21 protein-coding genes are annotated in these 20287 nt (G+C 64.7%); 20 read left to right on the forward strand and 1 reads right to left on the reverse strand.

The window, feature by feature from the left end; all coding sequences use genetic code 11:
• Positions 1-837 precede the first annotated feature (837 nt).
• The 10 genes from flhB (at position 838) to ACE1EY_RS02815 (ending at position 10442) form a co-directional block, all read left to right on the forward strand.
• Complete coding sequence (gene flhB / locus ACE1EY_RS02770) at positions 838-1944, forward strand: flagellar biosynthesis protein FlhB (protein ID WP_370299405.1); 1107 nt, start codon at positions 838-840, stop codon at positions 1942-1944.
• 3 nt (positions 1945-1947) lie between these two features.
• Entirely contained in the window at positions 1948-4038 is a 2091-nt protein-coding gene (gene flhA, locus ACE1EY_RS02775; protein WP_370299406.1) for a flagellar biosynthesis protein FlhA, read from the forward strand.
• A gap of 30 nt (positions 4039-4068) precedes the next feature.
• Entirely contained in the window at positions 4069-5421 is a 1353-nt protein-coding gene (gene flhF / locus ACE1EY_RS02780) for a flagellar biosynthesis protein FlhF (protein WP_370299407.1), read from the forward strand.
• Complete coding sequence (locus ACE1EY_RS02785; RefSeq protein WP_370299408.1) at positions 5408-6304, forward strand: MinD/ParA family protein; 897 nt, start codon at positions 5408-5410, stop codon at positions 6302-6304. Before flhF ends, ACE1EY_RS02785 begins: the two co-directional genes overlap by 14 nt.
• The gene (locus tag ACE1EY_RS02790) at positions 6301-7035 is read left to right on the forward strand and encodes an RNA polymerase sigma factor FliA (protein WP_370299409.1); all 735 of its coding nucleotides are present in this window, start codon (positions 6301-6303) and stop codon (positions 7033-7035) included. The genes ACE1EY_RS02785 and ACE1EY_RS02790 overlap by 4 nt, the downstream gene beginning before the upstream one ends.
• Before the next feature lie 29 nt (positions 7036-7064).
• Positions 7065-7457, forward strand: a complete 393-nt coding sequence (locus ACE1EY_RS02795) for a chemotaxis response regulator CheY (RefSeq protein WP_370299410.1) — start codon at positions 7065-7067, stop codon at positions 7455-7457.
• Entirely contained in the window at positions 7454-8074 is a 621-nt protein-coding gene (locus ACE1EY_RS02800; protein WP_370299411.1) for a protein phosphatase CheZ, read from the forward strand. The genes ACE1EY_RS02795 and ACE1EY_RS02800 overlap by 4 nt, the downstream gene beginning before the upstream one ends.
• A 31-nt stretch (positions 8075-8105) precedes the next feature.
• Positions 8106-9881, forward strand: a complete 1776-nt coding sequence (locus ACE1EY_RS02805; protein WP_370299412.1) for a chemotaxis protein CheA — start codon at positions 8106-8108, stop codon at positions 9879-9881.
• Between the two features lie 73 nt (positions 9882-9954).
• Entirely contained in the window at positions 9955-10149 is a 195-nt protein-coding gene (locus ACE1EY_RS02810; RefSeq protein ID WP_370299413.1) for a hypothetical protein, read from the forward strand.
• The gene (locus tag ACE1EY_RS02815; protein WP_370299414.1) at positions 10146-10442 is read left to right on the forward strand and encodes a type II toxin-antitoxin system RelE/ParE family toxin; all 297 of its coding nucleotides are present in this window, start codon (positions 10146-10148) and stop codon (positions 10440-10442) included. Before ACE1EY_RS02810 ends, ACE1EY_RS02815 begins: the two co-directional genes overlap by 4 nt.
• Before the next feature lie 33 nt (positions 10443-10475).
• Here the strand turns inward: ACE1EY_RS02815 and ACE1EY_RS02820 are convergent, their stop codons facing one another.
• The gene (locus tag ACE1EY_RS02820) at positions 10476-10757 is read right to left on the reverse strand and encodes a putative quinol monooxygenase (RefSeq protein ID WP_370299415.1); all 282 of its coding nucleotides are present in this window, start codon (positions 10755-10757) and stop codon (positions 10476-10478) included.
• 234 nt (positions 10758-10991) lie between these two features.
• On the opposite strand from ACE1EY_RS02820, the gene ACE1EY_RS02825 reads away from it, so the two are divergent.
• The 10 genes from ACE1EY_RS02825 to ACE1EY_RS02870 are packed head-to-tail and all read left to right on the forward strand — an operon-like array spanning position 10992 to position 20279.
• Positions 10992-11738, forward strand: coding sequence for a flagellar motor protein (locus tag ACE1EY_RS02825; protein ID WP_370299416.1), 747 nt, complete (start codon positions 10992-10994; stop codon positions 11736-11738).
• Positions 11735-12649 carry an OmpA family protein gene (locus ACE1EY_RS02830; protein WP_370299417.1) on the forward strand — a complete coding sequence of 305 codons (915 nt, stop codon included), beginning with the start codon at positions 11735-11737 and terminating at the stop codon, positions 12647-12649. Before ACE1EY_RS02825 ends, ACE1EY_RS02830 begins: the two co-directional genes overlap by 4 nt.
• Before the next feature lie 16 nt (positions 12650-12665).
• Positions 12666-13154, forward strand: coding sequence for a chemotaxis protein CheW (locus tag ACE1EY_RS02835; RefSeq protein ID WP_373928033.1), 489 nt, complete (start codon positions 12666-12668; stop codon positions 13152-13154).
• On the forward strand, positions 13154-13558 hold the full coding sequence (locus ACE1EY_RS02840) for a hypothetical protein (protein WP_370299419.1): 405 nt from the start codon (positions 13154-13156) through the stop codon (positions 13556-13558). The genes ACE1EY_RS02835 and ACE1EY_RS02840 overlap by 1 nt, the downstream gene beginning before the upstream one ends.
• A 58-nt stretch (positions 13559-13616) precedes the next feature.
• Positions 13617-13925 carry a lipid asymmetry maintenance protein MlaB gene (locus ACE1EY_RS02845; RefSeq protein WP_370299420.1) on the forward strand — a complete coding sequence of 103 codons (309 nt, stop codon included), beginning with the start codon at positions 13617-13619 and terminating at the stop codon, positions 13923-13925.
• Positions 13925-14287, forward strand: a complete 363-nt coding sequence (locus ACE1EY_RS02850; RefSeq protein WP_370299421.1) for a response regulator — start codon at positions 13925-13927, stop codon at positions 14285-14287. Before ACE1EY_RS02845 ends, ACE1EY_RS02850 begins: the two co-directional genes overlap by 1 nt.
• 22 nt (positions 14288-14309) lie before the next feature.
• Entirely contained in the window at positions 14310-16262 is a 1953-nt protein-coding gene (locus tag ACE1EY_RS02855; protein WP_370299422.1) for a chemotaxis protein CheA, read from the forward strand.
• 49 nt (positions 16263-16311) lie between these two features.
• Positions 16312-16845, forward strand: coding sequence for a chemotaxis protein CheW (locus tag ACE1EY_RS02860; protein WP_370299423.1), 534 nt, complete (start codon positions 16312-16314; stop codon positions 16843-16845).
• A gap of 19 nt (positions 16846-16864) precedes the next feature.
• Positions 16865-19420: a methyl-accepting chemotaxis protein gene (locus ACE1EY_RS02865; protein WP_370299424.1), complete on the forward strand. Its 2556-nt coding sequence runs from the start codon at positions 16865-16867 to the stop codon at positions 19418-19420.
• A gap of 22 nt (positions 19421-19442) precedes the next feature.
• A complete protein-coding gene (locus tag ACE1EY_RS02870) occupies positions 19443-20279 on the forward strand; it encodes a CheR family methyltransferase (protein WP_370299425.1) in 837 nt (278 codons plus the stop codon).
• The last annotated feature ends 8 nt before the right edge of the window (positions 20280-20287 follow it).

Below are 20287 nucleotides of genomic sequence, written 5' to 3' on the forward strand. Positions count from 1 at the left end.
CGGTGTCCAGTGCCAAACCGTACTGGCGGGCCAGCTCCGCTGTGCTGTCCGTGGAGGTCTGAATCGCACGGCGTATCGCGGGTGTCGTCGTGGCGTTCTTGTGCAAGCTGATCAGCATTCTCGGATCTCGCTCCAGTGTGCAAGAGTGGCCTTCAGGACCTCTCGGCCCATCAGCAGTGGACGGCGAGTATGAACGAGATATTCATCCGGGACCCGACAGTTAGGTTGCGGGCTTCGGGTTGATATTTGATGAGTAATGCACCATTCGAGCACGATTAACGTGAGCAATGGTAGTGATATTTTTAGCAGAAACGATCGGTTGAACTCGATTGCGCTTACCTCAACTGCTCTTCTTCTTTCGCTCCTGGCAATTGCCCTTACTTCAGTTGCTGTATATGCCCTTTCTTCATATTCACGGATGTGACCACCGGTGTATTTGAGAAAGGCAAACAACAACGGCAAGAACGCAATCCAAATAATAGCTATTCGAATAACAACTCTAATTGGCTTCAAATACTTCATAGCAACCTAACGCCTATTCGACGTCATGACTGAATAATGCGTTATTACATCATGACGCATAATTCCAATCGATATCTTGCAGATTGTTGAATTCAAAGCGTTTGTTCTCCCGAAATGACGCATAACGCTCGTCTCCGTCTGAACCTCTATCAAACCAGAGTAGCCCAGCGGGGAAGGTGTGGGCCACAACCTCGCGTCGATTCCTCGGCTTAATCCCCTTACGCCGTTCCGGCGGGCGGACCAGCGGGTCCGCCACTTGCAACAGCGCCGTCGATTGCGCTTCAAGCGCCGTGATGACTTTGCAGGCAGACCCGGATGGCCGAGAACAGCAGTGCCCAGGACAAGACCGAGAAGGCCACCCCCAAACGGCTGAAGGATGCCCGCAAGAAGGGGCAGATTGCGCGCTCTAAGGAGCTGACGACGCTGATTATCGTTGGTGCGGCGGGCGTTGGAATCCTGATGCTGGGCGGCTGGATTGCCCGCCGGTTTGCGGCGTGGATGCAGGGCTTGCTGAGCTTTGATGCGGCGGTACTGAGTAACCGTCCGTTGTTTGACGCCCTGGCGGAGGCCTGGGTGGATGCTCACTGGATCATCGCGCCGTTTCTGGCGATTTGCGTGGTGGCTGCGGTGGCCGGGCCGTTGCTGCTGGGCGGCTGGTCACTGAGCGGGCAGGCACTGGTGCCGGATGTTTCGCGGCTGAACCCGATCAAGGGTATTGGCCGCATGTTTTCGATGAATGCGCTGATGGAACTGGGCAAGGCTCTGGCGAAGACGGCGGTGCTGGGCGGGATCGCCGTGTTTTATCTCGACACGCGAACCGACGATTTATTGGCGCTGGCGGTGCAGCCCGTCAATCAGGCGATGGCGGGCGGGTTGTCGTCAGCGGTTTTTGTGCTGGTTCCGCTTTGCATCGGGCTGTTCCTGATCGCGGCCGTGGATGCGCCGTTTCAGCTGTTCAACCACGGCAAGCAGTTGCGGATGACCACGCAGGAGGTTCGCGACGAGCTGAAGGAGACCGAGGGCCGGCCTGAGGTCAAGGGTCGCATCCGTGAGATGCAGCAGGCAGCAGCGCGTGGCCGGATGATGGATGCCGTGCCCGAGGCCGATGTGATCGTTACCAACCCCACGCATTTTGCCGTGGCGCTGCGGTACGACGCGGGCAATGACCACGCGCCGAAGGTCGTCGCCAAGGGGGTGGATCACATCGCCGCGGTGATCCGCAAGCTGGGCAAGGAGCACCGCGTGCCCGTGGTCGAGGCGCCGCCTCTGGCCCGTGTCTTGTATCGCACGGTTGATCTCGAGTGCGAGATCCCGAGCACGCTCTACCGCGCCGTGGCCCAGGTGCTGACCTACATCCGTCAGCTGGAGGCCTGGCACGCAGGGCCGATGCCGGAACTACCGGACTTGGGAGTACAGGACTAAACCATGGCGCAGAGCTCTTCCTCGCTGGCCATTCCCGCATCGGTTGCGCCGCTGGTTCACGCGGTGCGCACCGGCCTGGCCGTACCGCTGATGGTGATGCTGATGCTGGCGATGATGGTCGTGCCGCTGGCTCCGCTGGCGCTGGATGGCCTGTTCACCTTCAACATCGCGTTGTCGATCTGCATTCTGCTGGCGGTGATCTACGTGATGCGGCCGCTGGATTTCAGCGTGTTTCCGTCGATTCTGCTGGTGGTCACGCTGCTTCGGCTGGCGCTCAATGTCGCCAGCACCCGCGTGGTGCTGCTCAACGGGCACGAAGGGCCGGGCGCGGCCGGTAACGTGATCGAGGCCTTCGGCAATTTTGTGATCGGCGGCAACTACGCGGTTGGCATCGTCGTGTTCATCATTCTGACGATCATCAACTTTGTTGTTGTTACCAAGGGCGCCGAGCGCATCTCGGAGGTGAGCGCGCGGTTCACGCTGGATTCCATGCCCGGCAAGCAGATGGCGATTGATGCCGATCTCAACGCCGGGTTGCTGACGCGGGATGAGGCAATCGCCCGCCGTGAGGAGGTCCGCGAGGAGGCTGATTTCTACGGTTCCATGGACGGTGCCAGCAAGTTCGTGCGCGGCGACGCGCTGGCCGGCGTGCTGATCCTGCTGATCAATCTGGTCGGCGGCCTAGGCATCGGCATGATGCAGCACGGCCTGGATCTGGCCACGGCCATGCAGAACTACACGCTGCTGACCATCGGCGACGGTTTGGTGGCGCAGCTGCCCAGCCTGTTGCTGGCCACGGCGGTGGCGATGCTGGTCACGCGCATGTCCCGCTCGCAGAGCATGGGCAGTCAGGTGACGGCGCAGGTGTTCGCCAAGCCGCAGACCCTGATCGTGACTGCGGTCATTCTGACGATCTGCGGCCTGATTCCCGGCATGCCCAATCTGGTGTTTCTGACCCTGGGCATCGCGGCCAGCGGGCTGGCCTGGTGGATGCACCGGCGCAGCCAGGCCCCCACGGCCGACGCGATGCCTGAGGCCGACTCCGATCCGGTGGCCGACGATGCCGATGTGAGCTGGGACGACGTGCGCCCGACCGACGCGTTGAGTCTCGAGGTCGGCTATCGGCTAATACCGCTGGTGGATATCCGCCAGGGCGGGGAGCTGGTGCGGCGGATTCGTGGCGTGCGCAAGAAATCCACCCACGAGCTGGGGTTTCTGGTGCCCGCGGTGCATATCCGCGACAACCTGGAACTGCCGCCCAATGGCTACCGGCTCTGCGTGAACGGGGTGCCGGTTTCCGAGGAGGTGATCCACGCCGACCGGCTGATGGCGCTGAACCCCGGTCAGGTGTTCGGGCAGGTCGAGGGCATCAAGGGTCAGGACCCGGCCTTTGGCATGGAGGCCGTCTGGATCGAGCAGGGCCTGCGAACCGAGGCGCTGTCCAAGGGCTGGACCGTGGTTGATCCGGGCACGGTCGTCGCCACGCATATCGGCCACATCGTTCACAGCCACGCCCACGAGCTGCTGGGCCATGACGACGTGCAGAGCCTGCTCGACAACCTGGCCCAGAGCGCGCCCAAGCTGGTCGAGGATCTGGTGCCCAAGCTGCTGCCGCTGACCGTGGTCGTGCGCGTGCTGCAAAACCTGCTCGAAGAAGATATTTCGATTCGTGCGTTCAAGCAGATCGCCGAATCCTTGGCGGAGCATGCGCGCCAGAGTCAGGATCCCGACATGCTCACCGCTCAGGTTAGGGTGGCGCTTGGCCAACAAATCGTTCAACAAATCAATGGCTTGGAGTCTGAATTGCCGGTTCTTACGCTGGCGCAGCCGCTGGAACAGCTCCTGCAAGAGTCCATGCAACAAGACGCCAGCGCCATCGAACCAGGACTCGCCGAACGCATGCACCAGTCAATCGCCGAATGGGTGGAACGCCAACAGGGCCAGGGCCAGACGCCCGTGCTGCTGGTGCCACAGGGCATTCGCGCGTCACTGGCGCGGTTTCTGCGCTACGCCGCACCTGGTCTGCATGTGCTGGCTTACAACGAGGTCCCGCAGGGCAAGCAGCTGAAGCTGGTTGGCGCGGTGGGGGTCTGAGGACACTGTCTACGGTGAGCAGGCTTTGAAATGAAGATCAAACGATTTCTCGCACGTGACATGCGCGCCGCCTTCCGGATGGTGCGTGAAGAACAGGGCCCGGATGCGGTGATTCTGTCCAGCCGCCGCATCGGCGACCAGATCGAGGTGGTCGCGGCGTTGGATTACGACGCAGCGCTGGTGCAGCAGGCGGTGCGGCGCAATGACTCGCCGGAGCCGCAGCGTACACAGGCGGCCCATGAATCGGCGCCGCGCTCGGCAAATGAGGCGGTCGCGCCTGTTGCCGGTGCGGCGAACGCATCGTCCACGGCCGCGCGGGGCACGGACCATGTCGATCCCGCGGCACGCCGGGAGGATGTGAATCCATTCGCCAGCGAACTCGCGCAGGCCGCCGCGCCCAACGTGAAACCGGAACCGACCATCGTCTGGGCGCAAGACCCCCACATCGAGCGACTGGAGCGCGAACTCGGAGAACTGCGCAGCACCATCCAGAGCGAGATGGGGCAGATCGCCCGCGGTGCCTGGGAGTTTCGCAATCTGGAACATGCCCATGTGGCCCAGCAGCTCGAGCGCATGGGTTTCGAACATGCCCTGACGACCGCAGCTGTCCGCACGCTGCCGCAGGACGCCGTGCGGCCGACCGCCACCTATGCCGCGCTGCGCGCCATCGTGACGCAGATGCCGGCACAGCCGGCAGATCTGCTCGACACGCCGGGTGCAATTGCACTGGTCGGTCCGACCGGTGTCGGCAAGACCACCACGCTGGCCAAACTGGCCGCACGCTATGTTGCCCAGCACGGCACGAACGGGCTGGCGCTGGTCAGCACCGACGACTTCCGGATCGGCGCGCAGGAACAGCTAATCACCTATGGCCGTCTGCTCGGCGTGCCGGTACTCACGGCCTCCGGCATCGAGGGTCTGGCGCAGGTGCTGGCGAAGCTGTCGGGCAAGCGGATGATTCTGATCGACACCGCCGGCATGAGTCCGTCCGACCAGCAATTGGCGATGCGGCTGAACCAGTTCGGGGTGTCCGGCTCGCCGGTGCGCACGCTGCTCGTGCTGGCCGCGACCACCCAGCCGGAAGATCAGGCGCGGGCGATTCACGCGTTTCGTTCGGCGCGCCCGGCGGGCTGCGTGATCACCAAGCTGGACGAGTCGTCACGCCATGGCTCTGCGCTGTCGGCGATCACACGTGCGCGTCTGCCGGTGGCCTATGTCGCCGACGGCCAGGCCGTGCCGGAGGACCTGCATCGAGAGCGGCCGGAAACCCTCATCAAGCGCGCCGTGCAGGCGGCGCGTACGCACACCACACCAACACAGGTTCGTGACGGGTCACCGTCACGTGCCGACTACGAGCGGGAGGCCGCCAATGCCGTTGCTTGATTCTTCCCAGGCTGTTCAGCGCACGCAGGCCGCGGGGCTGGCCCACAAACCCGCCGCCAACGGGCCGCGCGTGTTCGCCGTGGCCAGCGGCAAGGGCGGCGTGGGCAAGAGCACGATCGCGGTGAACCTGGGTATGGCGATGATCGAGGCCCAGCGAAAGACCATGTTGCTGGATGCCGATCTTGGCCTGGCCAACGTGGATGTACTGCTCGGCCTGCAGCCAGCGGCGAATCTGTCGCATGTACTCGAAGGCAAATGTTCGCTGGCCGACACCATTATCGACGGACCGGGGGGGCTGAAAATCGTCCCGGCCTCATCCGGCCGCCGCCGCATGGCGGAGCTGACCCGCAGCGAGCATGTGGGTTTGATCGGCGCCTTCAGCGGCCTCAATAACCCCATCGACGTGATGCTGGTCGATACCGCCGCCGGCCTGTCCAACAGCGTGCAGACGTTTTGCCAGGCCTCGCAAGAGGTGTTGGTGGTGGTCTGCAACGACCCCGCTTCGCTCACCGATGCCTATGCGCTGATCAAGGTGTTGTCGCGCGACTGCGGCATCCCGCGGATGCAACTGGTCACCAACCGCGTGCGGTCGGCAGGCGAGGGGCGCGAGGTTTACGACAACCTCTGCCGTGTGGCGGATCGCTTTCTGGACGTCACCCTCAATTACCTCGGCCATGTGCCGGACGACGACAAGATCGTCCGCGCCGCCCGTCAGCAGCGGCCCGTCATCACGGCCTATCCCGGTGCGCCATCGGCTCAGGCCTTCCACGGCATCGCCAACAAGCTGCTGGGCATCGCCCCCCAACGCGGTGCCCGCGGCCATATCGAATTTTTTGTGGAACGCCTGGTTGGTCAGCCCACTGGCATGGCGATGACGGCATGAACGCAGCCGCCTCTTACGCCTATTACGAGCAGACCGGCTCGCAGGATCTCGTCACCCGGCATGCCGGTTTGGTGCGGCGCATCGCCTTGCATCTGGTCGCGCGGCTGCCCGATTCGGTGGAACTGGACGATCTGATCCAGGCCGGCATGCTGGGCCTGCTCGAAGCGGCGTCGTCGTTTGATGCGAGGCAGGGCGCCTCATTCGAAACCTTTGCCGGCATTCGCATTCGCGGCTCGATGATCGACGAGCTGCGCCGGGGCGACTGGGCTCCGCGATCGGTGCATCGCAAGATGCGCGAGGTCACGAGGACCATTCAGGCGATTGAGCAGGAAACCGGCAGCGAGGCCGGCGAGCAGCAGGTTGCCGAGCGCATGGGCATCACGCTGGACGAGTACCGCCACATCACGCTAGATGCCTCGCAATGCCAGTTGCTGAGCCTGACACCCGCCGATCCGGACGAAGACGGTCACTCGCGCGAGGTGGCCTCCGGCGATGCCCAGCCCACCGATGTGCTGCAAAAGGCTCAATTTCAGCGCGATCTGGCCGATGCCATAAAACAGCTGCCGGAACGCGAGCAACTGGTCATGTCGCTGTACTACGACGAGGCCATGAACCTGCGGGAAATCGGCGCCGTGCTGGGCGTGAGCGAATCCCGCGTGTGCCAGATCCATGGGCAGGCGATGGTGCGCCTGCGCGCGCGGCTGGGCGACTGGATTGATCGGGGCAAGTGAACTCAGGCGAATTGGCAGGAGCAAACACGATGGACACAAGCATGAAGATTCTGGTGGTGGACGATTTCCCGACGATGCGGCGCATCGTCAAGAATCTGCTGCAGGATCTGGGATTTTCGAATTTCGTCGAGGCCGAGGACGGGCAAAGTGCGCTGACGGTGCTGGGCGCCAACGGCAACGGCATTGATTTCGTCGTGACCGACTGGAACATGCCGGGCATGACCGGCATCGATCTGCTCAAGGCGATTCGCGGCAACGCGGCGTTGGCCGGGCTGCCGGTGCTAATGGTCACGGCCGAGTCCACCCGCGAGCAGATCATCGAGGCGGCCAAGGCCGGCGTGAACGGTTACATCATCAAGCCCTTCAACGCGTCGACGCTGAAGGAGAAGCTGGACCGCATCTTCAACCGGGCAGCGGCGTGACCCCGCCGGCGGTCTCCGCCGGACTTCGTGCCGATGTACAGGCGCTGTCGGCCGCGCTGGATCGCGATGATCTGCAGACATTCAATGAACTGCTGACCAAGCTGAGCGACCAGCGTACGCACCGGGTCATCGACGGCCTGCAGAGCATCAGCCGCAATCTCGCCGGCGCGTTGAGCCGTCTGGCACTGGATGAGCGATTGGTGCGCTATGCCGGCAGTGACATGCCCGACGCCTGCGCACGGCTCAACCACGTGATGCAGATGACCGAACAGGCTGCGAACCGGACCCTGGATCTGGTCGAGGCCACCCAGGCGCAATTGCCCGGCCTGGCCAGCGCCGCCGGCGAGCAAACGCTGAGCGAGCTGCGCAGCAATCTGTCCGCCATTGCCGAAGCCCAGGCTTACCAGGATCTCAGCGGCCAGGTCATCCGCCGCGTAATCCAGCTCGTGCAGGGCGTGGAACAGGCGCTGGCCGACCTGCTGGAACTCGCCGGTCTGACGGTGCCGAATGCCAGCGCGGCCGCCCGCAAGCCGGAGGGCCCGGCGCTGGCCGGCATCGACACGCATGGCTCAACCCAGGCTCAAGCGGACGATCTTCTGGCCGATCTAGGTCTTTAGTCTTTCGGTCGCGACTCCACCGGTATTGCTCATGGACCAAGAACTGCTGGCCGACTTTCTGACCGAAGCCGGCGAAATGATCGATTCGCTGGGCGAGCAGATTGTCGCTTTCGAACAGTCGAATGCTGATCCGGAACAGCTTAACGCGCTGTTTCGGGTATTCCACACGCTCAAGGGCAGCGCAGGGTTTCTGGAAATCCAGCCCATGGTGGAGTTATGCCATGCGGCGGAGGAGGTCATGGGCGCCGTGCGCACCGGGCAGCTGGGGCACAGTGCCGAACTGGTCGATGGCATTTCCCAGGCGGTGAGCTGGCTGGATGCGGCCCTGGCCGAGCTGTCCAACGGCGAAGTCATCACGCCGGCTGATCCGGCGCTGATCGAGTCATTGCGCGCCGTGTGTGGCGGCCCCGCGGCGGATGAGGCTGATTTCAACGTCGACGCGATTCTCGGCGAGGACTGCGGCGATCCGATTAGCGATGATGACTTCGAGGCGTTGCTGGATGCTTTCCACGGCACGGCGACGCCGAGCGACAACCTTGCTGAGCTCCAGCCGGAGCCACCGCCGGTGCCGCCTGCGGTCGCGCCCAAGGCCAGGGTGGAAACCTCGATCCGCATCGACACCGATCGCCTGGATGCCGTGGTGAACCAGGTGGGCGAGCTGGTGCTGGTACGCAATCGGCTGAAGCGCCTGCGCGAGTCGGTCGACGATCCCTTGCTCGACCGCACCTTGGGCCACCTCGATCAGGTGACGACCGGTTTGCAAAGCTCGGTGATGCTCATGCGCATGCAACCGGTGCGGAAGGTGTTTTCCAAGATCCCGAAAATCGTGCGCGATCTGTCACGTTCGCTGGACAAGAAGATTGAGGTGCTGCTTGAAGGCGAGGACACCGAGCTGGATCGCACGCTGGTGGAATCGCTGTCCGAGCCGCTGGTGCACCTGGTGCGCAATGCGGTCGATCACGGTATCGAGGCACCGGCGAAGCGGCTGGAAAACCGCAAGCCCGAAGCGGGACGGCTGACGCTGGCGGCGCAGCAGGTCGGCGACCATATTCACATTGAGATCCGCGACGACGGGGCCGGGATCGACCCTTCAGTCATTCGCGCCAAGGCCATCGAGACGGGCGTGATCGACCGCGAATCCGCCGCGCGGCTGGATGCCCAGGACTGCCTGGATCTGATTTTCCGGCCCGGCTTCTCGACCCGCGACGCGGTGTCGGAGGTCTCCGGCCGTGGTGTGGGCATGGATGCCGTGCGCTCGAAGATTGTCGAGCTCAACGGCAGTGTGGAGATCAGTTCCGAGGTCGGGGCGGGGTCGGCATTTCTGATTCGCCTGCCGCTGACGCTGGCGATTCTGCCAGCGCTGATGGTCACCGTAAGCGAGCGCGAGTTCGCCATTCCGGTCACCGCCATCGAAGAGGTTGCCCGGTTCGATCCGGACCGCGTGGAGTGCCTCGGCAGCCGCGAGGTGATGCGTCGCGCCGACGACATCATCCCGCTGATCCGCATGGACCGCTGGGTGGGGCAGGCGTCGACGGCAGAGCAGCAGCACTGCGTGGTGGTCGACGTGGGCCGTGAACGCCGAGCCCTGCTGGTCGATGCCGTGCCGGGTCGCGAGGAAATCGTCGTCAAGCCCCTGGGCCGGATGATGGCGGGCCTCGCCGGTATCGCTGGTGCCAGCGTGACCGGGGACGGTGGAATCGCCCTGGTGCTGGATTTGCCGGGGTTGTTGACGAGGGTTTCGCCGCGATTGCCGCCGACGACTGGGCCGACATCGGCAAAGGACGGCGTGGCGGCTGTGCTTCCCTAGTGTTCCCAGGGCAGCTTGCAGCGACCATTCCTTCGAGGTCTACAATGCGCAAGGTCTCGAACAGCAGAACGACATGACCACCACGCCAGATACCGTCAAACAGCGAGCGCATGCGGTGATCGATGGGCTGCCCGACGACGCGAAATGGAACGACATTGTCGAGGCATTGGCGGTGATCGAGGATGTCGACGCTGGATTAGCCGAGAGCGACCTGGGCCTTGGGGTCGACACCGAAACGCTGCGACGGTGGTACGGCGTGGCCGAATGAAGGTTATTTGGACGCCACGCGCCCAACTTCGCCTGCAACAGGTTGTTGACCACATTGCCGAGGATCAACCCGTCAACGCCAAGCGCTGGGTGCGGGCCATACTCGCACGCGGGGAGCAGATCGCGAGTCAGCCTCGCAGCGGGCGCCAGGTTCGCGAGTACGCAGACGTTCATGTTCGTGAGGTGATCGAAGGCAACTACCGGATCATCTACCGGCTGCGACCATCTCAGATCGATGTGCTGACGGTGCGCCATGCCGCAAGGCCTCTGCCCAGACATCGCCGCGATCTGTAGCGCTGCCGCAAGGCGTCACCCAGAGCGAGCGCACTACTCCCGGTAGAACTGCCCCTGTGGCGGGCCTGCGAGCAGCGGCACGAGTTCCGCGATTTTCTCCGGCGGGATGTGTCGGGCGGAGGCCGCCTGGGCGGCGGCGGAGGTCCAGCGTTCCACCAGCAACAGTTCGTCGGGGCGTTCCAGGTTCCGCACCACCCTGCAGCTGGCACAGCCATCGGCGGTCTGCAGCAATGGCGTGATCGTCAGCAGGGCAGAGCGCAGCTGATCGCCCATGCCCTCGGCGGCCATGAAGGTGTTGATTCGAGTAATCCGCATGTCGTGCCCTCCGCAGAACACGTGGGCTCTCGTCGCACAAGGCTCCCGGAGGCGACGTTACGACGCTCAGGTGACGATTCTGCGACAGCCGGACCGGTCTGGCCGGGCCCGCGCCGGCAGCCGGTCGTTCGGTTCAAGGTTCTGCGGCCGTCGCCGACAACCTCACCGTAGTTCTGCGGTCGCGGCCGGACGGCTTTGATCGCCTCTGACACATCGGTTGTAGGGGCCTGTGGGATGGACAAGCTGAGTATTGCCGGCCTGCTGCTCGCACTGGCTGCGGTTTTCGGTGGCAGCACACTCAAGGGCAGTGGTGCGGCGGCGCTGGTCAGCCCGGCGGCGTTCGTCATTGTTATCGCCGGCACCATCGCCGCGATACTCGTGCAGACGCCTGGGCCCACCTTTCGCCGCGCCTTGCGGATGGTGCGCTGGGTGTTTCGGCCGCCGGTTCTGGATTGGGAGGATGAGATCGACGCCGTGGTGCACTGGGCGCGGCGCGCCCGCCAGCATGGCTTGTTGGGGTTGGAGCCGGACCTGGCCGGGGTGGTTGATCCGTTCACCCGCCGCGGGCTGCAGATGCTGGTCGACGGCGTGGAACCGGCGCAGATCCGAGCCGCGCTGGATGTGGAGCTCGATACCCTGGAAGGGCGTGACGCCGCGGCCGCGCGTGTGTTCGAGGGCATGGGCACCTATGCACCCACCATGGGCATCATCGGCGCGGTCATGGGGCTGATGGCGGTGATGCAGAATCTTGCCGACCCGGACAAGCTTGGCGCCGGCATCGCCGCCGCATTCGTCGCCACCGTGTATGGCATCGGCCTGGCCAATCTGCTGTTTCTGCCGATGGCCGCCAAGCTCAAGGCGACCATCGCAGGTCAGAGTCGTGCGCGCGAACTGATGATCGAGGGTCTGGTGGCCATTGCCGATGGCGAGCACCCCAGCAGCATTCACAACCGGCTGCAGGGCTTTCGGGTCCAGCGATGAGCGCGCGCCGTCGCAGCCACCTCGATGATCAGCCGCATACGGACGGCTGGGCCGTTCCCTACGGCGATCTGGTCACGCTGCTGCTCGCCTTCTTTGTGGTGATGTACGCCACGTCCACGGCTAACGAAGGCAAGTACCGCGTGCTGTCCGACGCGCTCAATGCGGCCTTCGCCGGGGCGCCGCGAACCACCGAGCCCATTCCTCTCGGTCAGCCGCTGAACGCCGGTCGGCATCGCTTGGAAGCGCCAGCCGCCTTCGATGCACCGACCTTTGCCCAGGCCGTCCCTTCGCCGGCCCGAATCGCAAAGCACGGCGAAGGCGTCACCACGCTGGACCGGGTCGAGGAGTCGCTGGTTCATGATCTGCGTCGCCGTATCTTTGCCGAACAGGTCTATATCAGCCGCTCCGGCAAGGGTCTGGAAGTGGAGCTGGACGCCGACCTGTTGTTCGCCAGTGGCGCCGCCGAGATTTCGTCGGAGGCCCGGTCGCTGGTGCGGCATATCGCCGGAATTCTGACGCCGTACCCGAACCGCGTCGTCGTGGAAGGGCATACGGACAACGAGCCGATCCACACCTTTCGGTTTCCCTCGAACTGGGAATTGTCGGCCGCTCGTGCCGTCAGCGTACTGCGCGTGCTGACCGATGCGGGCGTCGCGGCTACGCGGCTCAGCGTGCAGGGCTACGGGGAGTTCCAGCCGATCGAGCGCAATGACACCGCCCGCGGACGGCTGCGCAACCGGCGCGTCGTGCTGGTGATCCGTGACGAGCAATGGGCACGCGACCAGCGTCCTGACGCCACCGACATGGCGACCAGCATGGCGCAGGGCACGGCGCCGCGCACTGACAGCACCGCCGATGCCCGAGGCCCGAATCCTGCACCAGAGCGGAGACCAACATCAGAGGGCGCTTGAAATGTCGAGCCCGGCCATGCTGCAAAAGCTGTTCGAAGTCCCGTCGGACCCAGGCGCCGAGGCGCCCGAACCGACGACCCGCTGGCTCACCTTCAGCCTGCTGGAGAACCGCTACGCCATCGAGATCGATCAGATTCGCGAGATCCTGCGCCCCTGCGAACCCACGCCGGTGCCCGGTGCGCCGGACTGGGCGTTGGGCGTGATCAACCTGCGGGGCGCGATCGTCACCGTCTTGTCCCTGCACCGTTTGCTGGGCCGGTCGATTCCGGCGGCGACGGAGGCACAGCGCGTCCTGGTCACGGATGTGACCGGCGAGCCGATCGGCCTGACCGTCGATGCCGTGGGCGATGTCTGGAACGCGCCGGATCGCCTGTTCGAACCGGCGCCCAGGGTTGCGGACCGCAGCGACGCATTGCCGGTGGCCGGCGTGTTCCAGCGGCAAGGTGATCCGCTGCTGGTCCTGGATGTTCGCGCGGTGCTGGATCTGGTCGGAGCGGCGGTCTGATGGTCGCGGCCCTGATCTCCATCGTCGGCGCCTGTCTGGTGGCCTTGTTTCTGTTGACCCGCCGGGTGACTCAGCTCGCCACAGTGCAGGCCAAGCTGGTGCAGGCGCAGCGTGCCGATCGCACCACCCAGGCGGCGCTGGGACGGGCGCTGCAAACCCTGCATGTCGAACTCAACCGGCTCGGCAGCCATAAGGCGGAGCGCGACGCCCTGCGTGACGCCCAGGCTCAGATCGAAACCCTGGCCGATGGCCATCGCGCACTGGAGCGTCGCTGGGGGCTGGAACATGCCCGGTCGCTGGCCCGTGACGGCATCGCGCCGGACCTGCTCGTCAAGGAATACGGCCTGACCCCGGTCGAGGCGCGTCTGATCGCACGGCTCGAACCCGCGGTCGCCGCACATTGAATGTTCAGGTTTTCACGCAGCGGCCGATGACCGGGAAGTACCCCCACGGGAGATTGTAATGACCACCCAATCCGTGACCGTAGACCTGGATGGAGAAGTCTCCATTCGCGAAATCGCCTCGCTGCATGCCCGGCTGATGGATGCCCGCAACAGCGAACAACCCGTGACCCTGGACGGCGAGGACGTGAGCCGCGTGGATACGCCTGGGCTGCAGCTGCTGGCCGGGTTCGTCATGGAGCGCGCGCGCTGCGGCCGCGAGACCGGATGGTCGGCGGCGTCCGTGGCGCTGCTCGATGGTGCCCGCCTGCTGGGGATGGAGGCCATGTTGGCCCTGGATCACCTGCCCGCGACTGCGGAGACACACTGATGAAGAAGATTCTCGCCGTTGATGATTCCCCTTCGATGCGCCAGATGGTGGCGTACACCCTGCGTGACGCCGGGTTCGATGTCGAAGAAGCCGAGGACGGCCAGATCGCCCTGGACAAGGCGAGAACCGGTGCCTATTCGCTGGTGCTGGCCGACGTGAACATGCCGAACATGGACGGCATCACCCTGGTCCGCGAGCTGCGCGGGCTGGATAGCTACAAGTTCACACCGCTGCTGATTCTGACCACCGAGGCCGGCGCCGACAAAAAGGCGGCTGGCAAGCAGGCCGGCGCCACCGGATGGCTGGTCAAGCCATTCAACCCGGACCAGCTGATCTCGGTCGTCAATCGCGTGCTGAACTGAAGCACGCCAACAGGTCCGCGTCATGAGTATCGACATGCGCCAGTTTCAGCAGACCTTCTTCGCCGAGAGCGCCGAAGGTCTGGATGTCATGGAGTCCGGTCTGCTCGCGCTGCAGCCGGCCGCGCTGGATTCGGAAACCATCAACGCGATCTTCCGGGCCGCGCATTCGATCAAGGGCGGTGCGGGCACCTTTGGCTTCGAGGCCATTGGCGAATTCACCCACGTGGTCGAGACGCTGCTCGACGAACTGCGCAGTGGCGCGCGAGTCGCCGATGCCGCCCTTATCGATCTGCTGCTGCAGTCGGTGGATGTGCTGCGCGCCTTGTTCGACGACGCCCAGGCCGGGCGACCGATTAACTTGACCGCGCATCAGGGCACACAACAAGCCCTTGCGCGAGCCTTGCAGACGCCTGGCGCCGAGCCACCCGTGGCGGCAGCCGGGGCGGCTGGTCGTGCGCCGGGCGGCGGCTGGCGCATCGATTTCCGGCCGCACCCGGAGCTGTTTGCCACCGGCAACGATCCGCTGCATGTGCTGCGTGAACTGGCGTCTCTCGGCAGCCTGCATGCGCAGGTGCAGGTCGATGCCTCGCTGGACCCCGCCAGCATGGACCCGACGCAGTGCTATCTGCGCTGGGATCTGGAGCTGGTCACCGAGGCCGACGAGCCCGCGGTTCGGGAGGCCTTTGCCTGGATTGAGGACGAATGTGATCTGGCGATCACCGCCTTGGCCGTCGCTGAGCCGCAGGTGATGGCGGCCGAGCCACAGGCCGCTGCGGTCGGGACGGCGCCGGCCCCAGCGGGGCAGGCCTCGATTCGCGTTTCGGTGGACAAGATCGACGCGCTCATCAATCTCGTGGGGGAGCTGGTGATCACCCAGTCGATGCTGCACCAGGCCGGGCAGGCGCTGGACACCGCGCAGCATGAACAGTTGGTGGCCGGCCTGGAACTGCTCGCGCGCAACACCCGCGACATTCAGGAGGCGGTGATGTCGACGCGCATGGTCGCGATCGATTCGGTGTTCAAACGGTTCCCGCGGGTGCTGCGCGATGTCGCGGGGCGGCTCGGCAAGCAGGTGGAGTTGCAAACCGAGGGTGAGGGCACGGAGCTGGATCGCGGCGTCACCGAGAAAATCGTCGACCCGCTCACGCACATCATTCGCAACAGCGTGGATCACGGCATCGAATCGCCGGCTGACCGCCTCGCGGCCGGCAAGCCGGAAGCCGGTCAGATCACGCTGCGCGCCGCGCATGAAGGTGGCTACATCGTGATCGAGGTGCTGGATGACGGCGCCGGTCTCGACCGCGAACGGATTCTGGCGAAGGCCGCTGCATCAGGCCTACCGGTCAGCGACGACATGGCGGATGCCGACGTCTGGCAACTGCTGTTCGCGCCGGGGTTCTCCACCGCCGAAGCGGTGACGGACCTGTCGGGCCGCGGTGTCGGCATGGACGTGGTCAAGCGCAACATCGTCAGTCTGGGCGGCCAGGTCACGCTGTCGTCTCGGGCCGGACAGGGCACTCGTGTAGAGATTCGCCTGCCGCTCACGCTGGCAATTCTCGACGGCATGCTGGTTGGAGTGGGCGACGAAATCTATGTCATCCCGCTGAACTTCGTCAGCCAGTCGCTGTGCCCCGTCCAGGACGACATCCGCAGCATCGCCGGCACGTCGCAGGTGGTCCGTGTGCGTGACCAGTACATCCCGATTCTGTCACTGCGACAGCTGTTCGCGGTGGACGGGGCGACCCCCGCGCTCACCGACAGCGTGCTGGTGGTCACCGAAGCCGATGGGCGCCGGGTGGCGTTGCAGGTCGATGCGCTGCTGGGGCATCAGCAGGTGGTCATCAAGAACCTGGAAGAGCACTACCGGCATGTGTTCGGCGTGTCCGGCGCGACGATTCTGGGCGATGGACGGGTTTCGCTGATTCTCGACGCCGCCGAGCTCAGCAGCCTGCAGGTGCAGGACCAGGCGGCCTGACCGGCGCCGATATGACGATGAGCCGCCACAGACACGAGGAGAACAGCTCATGACACAACTGGCAGCGACCGACACCGACCACAGGGCGCATGCGCCGGTGCTGGAGGCTGGAGCCTCCGTCCGCGAGTACCTGACCTTTCGCCTGGGCGATGAGGAATACGGCGTCGACATCCTCAAGGTGCAGGAGATTCGCGGCTACGACGCCGTGACCAAGATTCCCGATGCGCCGGCGTTCGTCAAAGGCGTGATCAACCTGCGCGGCACCATCATGCCGGTGGTGGACATGCGGCTGCGCTTCAAGCTGGGCGAGGCGGTCTACGACGCCTATACGGTGATGATCATTCTGCAGCTGGAGCGCCGCAACGTCGGCATGGTGGTCGACAGCGTGTCCGACGTGCTGCGGCTCACTGATGACCAGACTCTGCCGCCGCCGGAGTTCGGTGGCGCGATGGACACGCGGTACATCAGCGGGCTTGGCTCGATCGACGAGCGGCTGCTGATTCTGGTGGATATCGAACGACTGATGGCCAGCGATGACATGGCGCTGACCGCTTCATCTGACGCGTCGCAGGCGGCGCACTAAGCGACTGGGAGCATCTCGCATGAGCACATTCAATCTACGCCGGTGGTTTGCCGGCAACGGCAACGGCGATGGCAACGGCGCAAGGCAAGCCGATCTGTTGGGTCAGGTGGCGGCGATCAACAAGTCACAGGCCGTGATCGAGTTCAAGCTCGACGGCACTATTCTCGACGCCAATGAGAATTTTCTGAGCGCGGTGGGGTACAGCCTCGACGAGATTCGCGGTCAGCACCACCGCATGTTCGTCCACGCCGACGAGCGCGCATCCGAGGAGTATCGGCTGTTCTGGGAACGCCTCGGGCGCGGCGAGTTTGACCGCGGGCTGTACAAGCGAGTTGGCAAGGGCGGGCGCGAGATCTGGATCGAGGCGTCCTACAACCCGATTCTCGATGCGGCGGGCAAACCGTTCAAGGTCGTCAAGTACGCGACCGACGTGACGGCCAAGCGGATCGAGGCGGCCGATCATGCGGGGCAGCTGGAGGCGATCAGCAAGTCTCAGGCGGTGATCGAGTTCAATCTCGACGGGACCATCCGGTCGGCCAATGACAATTTTCTCGCGGCTGTGGGTTATCGGCTGGACGAGATCCAGGGCCAGCATCATCGGCTGTTCGTTGACCCGGCAGACGCCGAGAGCGCCGAGTACCGCGCGTTCTGGGCAAAGCTGCGGAATGGGGAATTCGACTCCGGCCAGTACCGGCGCCTGGGCAAGGGCGGGCGGGAGATCTGGATCGAGGCGTCTTACAACCCGATCTATGACCTCAACGGCCAGCCGTTCAAGGTGGTCAAGTACGCCACCGATGTCACCGACAAGGTGCGAGCGAACCAGGCGCTGGAGCTTGCCGTGAAGCAGGCCGCCGAGGTCGCCAGCTCGGGGGATCTGTCCAAGCGCATCGTCGTCGACAACGCAGAGGGTCTGGTCGCCGAGTTGTGCGCCGGGGTGAACGCGATGCTCGATACCATGGAGGCCAACCAGCGGCGCGAGCGCGACGTGGCCACCGAAAATCTGCGCATCCGCAACGCGCTGGACAGCGTGACCACGAACGTGATGATCGCGGACAACGACCGCAATATCATTTATCTGAACGCGTCCATCGAGACCATGCTTGCCGATGCCGAGTCCGACATTCGCAAGCAGTTGCCTGAGTTCCGCACCGAAGGCTTGCGCGGTCGCAGCATCGATGTATTCCACAAGAATCCTGAGCACCAGAAGCGCATGCTGGAACGGCTCACCGACGTGCACCGCGCCGAGCTGAATCTCGGCGGCCGCACCATGGAGCTGACCGTGACGCCGATTTTTGGCGAACAGGGTGATCGCGCCGGCACCGTGGTCGAATGGCTGGACCGGACCGCCGAGGTCGCGGTCGAGAACGAGATCGGCCAGTCCATCGAGGCGGCCAACCAGGGGGATTTTTCCAACCGCATCAGCGTGGCCGACAAGCAGGGCTTCTTCCTGCGGCTGTCCGAGGGCGTCAACAGCCTGATGGAGGGTTTCGAAGCCGGCTTCAAGCAGGTGAACACCTCGCTGGGCTACCTGGCCGATGGCGATTTCACCCAGCGTATCGAGGCGGACTACCGCGGCAGCTGGGCCGAACTCAAGGCTTCGGTCAATGCGACGGTGGACCAGCTGTCGTCGCTGCTGCTGCAGATTCGCGGCTCCTCCGAGGAGATCAACAGCGCGTCGCGGGATGTGGCCTCCGGCTCCAACGACTTGTCGGCACGCACCGAACAAACCGCCGCCAGCCTCGAGGAAACCGCATCGTCGATGGAGGAGCTGACCTCGGCCGTGCGGCAGAACACCGAGAACGCCGAACAGGCCAACCAGCTCGCCGTCGGCGCGCGGGACACCGCCGACAAGGGTGGGCAGGTGGTGCGTGAGGTCGTGCAGCGCATGGGCGAAATCACGAATAGCTCGCGGGAGATCAGCGAGATCATCAGCGTGATCGAGGGCATCGCGTTCCAGACTAATATTCTGGCGCTCAACGCGGCGGTGGAAGCCGCCCGCGCCGGGGAGCAGGGCCGCGGATTTGCCGTGGTGGCCGGCGAGGTTCGCTCGCTGGCGCAGCGGTCCTCCGGTGCGGCCAAGGAGATCAAGAAGCTGATCTCCAGTTCGGTCGACAACATCGAGAAGGGCAGCGAGATGGTCGACCAGGCGGGCGAGACCATGGCGGAGATCGTCTCGGCCGTGAAACGAGTCACCGACATCATGGGCGAGATCACCGCGGCCTCGCGCGAACAGCGATCCGGCATCGAGCAGGTCAACGATGCGATCACACACATGGATCAGGGAACGCAGCAGAACGCGGCGCTGGTGGAGGAATCCGCTGCCGCGGCCAAGTCCATGACGGAGCAGGCGGACGGTTTGCTGCAGGCGATCATGCGGTTCCGGTTCGATGCCGCGGAGCCGGGGGTAGCCCCCGCAATTCGCGGTGGCCAGGAACGCATTGCTCGCGTGGAGCCATCGGTGAGCGCCGCCAACCAGCCGGCGCGGTCCCGTCCGGAACCCCGCGCGGCCTTGGCGCCGGCACCGGGGGCGCGAGCTGCCCAGGCGGCGCCGGACGAACACTGGGCCGAGTTTTAGGCGGTCCGGGCCGGGGCGAGCCATGTCTGATCGCAGCAAAGAGTTCCGGCTAACCGCAGACCAGTTCCAGCGCATTCGTCGGCGCATCGGCGACTACGCCGGCATCAGCCTGGCCGAGACCAAGCAGGACATGGTCTACGGCCGGCTGATTCGGCGCCTGCGCGCCCTCGGCTGTGCTGGATTTGATGACTACCTGGAGCGCGTCGAGGGCGATGTCGGCGGCGAACGCCAGCGCTTTGTCAATGCACTGACCACCAACCTCACCGCGTTTTTTCGCGAGGCCCATCACTTCGAAGTGCTCCGCGAGGTGCTGGCGGGCTACGGCAGGCAGCGGCTGCGAATCTGGTGCAGCGCCGCCTCCACCGGCGAGGAACCCCAGTCGATCGCGATGACGGTCGTCGAGCACTACCGCTCGTGGACACCGCCGGTCGAGATCATTGCGACGGACATCGATACGCAGGTGCTGGACCAGTGCCGACAGGGCGTTTACCCGATCGAACGGATCGACGAGCTGTCGACAGCTCGCCGGCAGCAGTTCTTTCTCCGTGGCACCGGGCCGATGGCCGGCAAGGTCCGCGTGCGGCCGGAGCTGGCGCGGCTTACACGTTTCGAGCCGTTCAATCTGCTGGCGCCGGACTGGTCGAGATTCCGCGGTGTGGACGTCGTGTTCTGTCGCAACGTCATGATTTATTTCGACAAGCCGACGCAGACCCAGGTGCTGCAGCAGTTCCATCGCTGCCTGAATCCGGGCGGCTGGCTGTTCGTCGGCCACTCCGAGAGCCAGGCCCGTGAAGTGGATGGCTTTGCGTCGCAGGGCCACACCGTTTACCGCAGCCGTGCGGCCGAGGCGGCAGCATGAGCGCCGCT

It is taken from the genome of Abyssibacter sp. (assembly GCF_964229365.1).
In the GTDB taxonomy this organism is placed as follows: Bacteria; Pseudomonadota; Gammaproteobacteria; order Nevskiales; family OUC007; genus Abyssibacter.

Bases quoted from the DNA above. Each gene is read 5' to 3' on its own strand.
- ACE1EY_RS02790 (WP_370299409.1), top strand. From the start codon at position 6,301: ATGAACGCAGCCGCCTCTTACGCCTATTACGAGCAGACCGGCTCGCAG.
- ACE1EY_RS02855 (WP_370299422.1), top strand. From the start codon at position 14,310: ATGAGTATCGACATGCGCCAGTTTCAGCAGACCTTCTTCGCCGAGAGC.
- ACE1EY_RS02860 (WP_370299423.1), top strand. From the start codon at position 16,312: ATGACACAACTGGCAGCGACCGACACCGACCACAGGGCGCATGCGCCG.
- ACE1EY_RS02845 (WP_370299420.1), top strand. From the start codon at position 13,617: ATGACCACCCAATCCGTGACCGTAGACCTGGATGGAGAAGTCTCCATT.
- ACE1EY_RS02830 (WP_370299417.1), top strand. From the start codon at position 11,735: ATGAGCGCGCGCCGTCGCAGCCACCTCGATGATCAGCCGCATACGGAC.
- ACE1EY_RS02825 (WP_370299416.1), top strand. From the start codon at position 10,992: ATGGACAAGCTGAGTATTGCCGGCCTGCTGCTCGCACTGGCTGCGGTT.
- ACE1EY_RS02850 (WP_370299421.1), top strand. From the start codon at position 13,925: ATGAAGAAGATTCTCGCCGTTGATGATTCCCCTTCGATGCGCCAGATG.
- flhF (WP_370299407.1), top strand. From the start codon at position 4,069: ATGAAGATCAAACGATTTCTCGCACGTGACATGCGCGCCGCCTTCCGG.
- ACE1EY_RS02870 (WP_370299425.1), top strand. From the start codon at position 19,443: ATGTCTGATCGCAGCAAAGAGTTCCGGCTAACCGCAGACCAGTTCCAG.
- flhA (WP_370299406.1), top strand. From the start codon at position 1,948: ATGGCGCAGAGCTCTTCCTCGCTGGCCATTCCCGCATCGGTTGCGCCG.
- ACE1EY_RS02865 (WP_370299424.1), top strand. From the start codon at position 16,865: ATGAGCACATTCAATCTACGCCGGTGGTTTGCCGGCAACGGCAACGGC.
- ACE1EY_RS02840 (WP_370299419.1), top strand. From the start codon at position 13,154: ATGGTCGCGGCCCTGATCTCCATCGTCGGCGCCTGTCTGGTGGCCTTG.
- ACE1EY_RS02805 (WP_370299412.1), top strand. From the start codon at position 8,106: ATGGACCAAGAACTGCTGGCCGACTTTCTGACCGAAGCCGGCGAAATG.
- ACE1EY_RS02810 (WP_370299413.1), top strand. From the start codon at position 9,955: ATGACCACCACGCCAGATACCGTCAAACAGCGAGCGCATGCGGTGATC.
- ACE1EY_RS02785 (WP_370299408.1), top strand. From the start codon at position 5,408: ATGCCGTTGCTTGATTCTTCCCAGGCTGTTCAGCGCACGCAGGCCGCG.
- ACE1EY_RS02820 (WP_370299415.1), bottom strand. From the start codon at position 10,757: ATGCGGATTACTCGAATCAACACCTTCATGGCCGCCGAGGGCATGGGC.
- flhB (WP_370299405.1), top strand. From the start codon at position 838: ATGGCCGAGAACAGCAGTGCCCAGGACAAGACCGAGAAGGCCACCCCC.
- ACE1EY_RS02815 (WP_370299414.1), top strand. From the start codon at position 10,146: ATGAAGGTTATTTGGACGCCACGCGCCCAACTTCGCCTGCAACAGGTT.
- ACE1EY_RS02835 (WP_373928033.1), top strand. From the start codon at position 12,666: ATGCTGCAAAAGCTGTTCGAAGTCCCGTCGGACCCAGGCGCCGAGGCG.
- ACE1EY_RS02795 (WP_370299410.1), top strand. From the start codon at position 7,065: ATGGACACAAGCATGAAGATTCTGGTGGTGGACGATTTCCCGACGATG.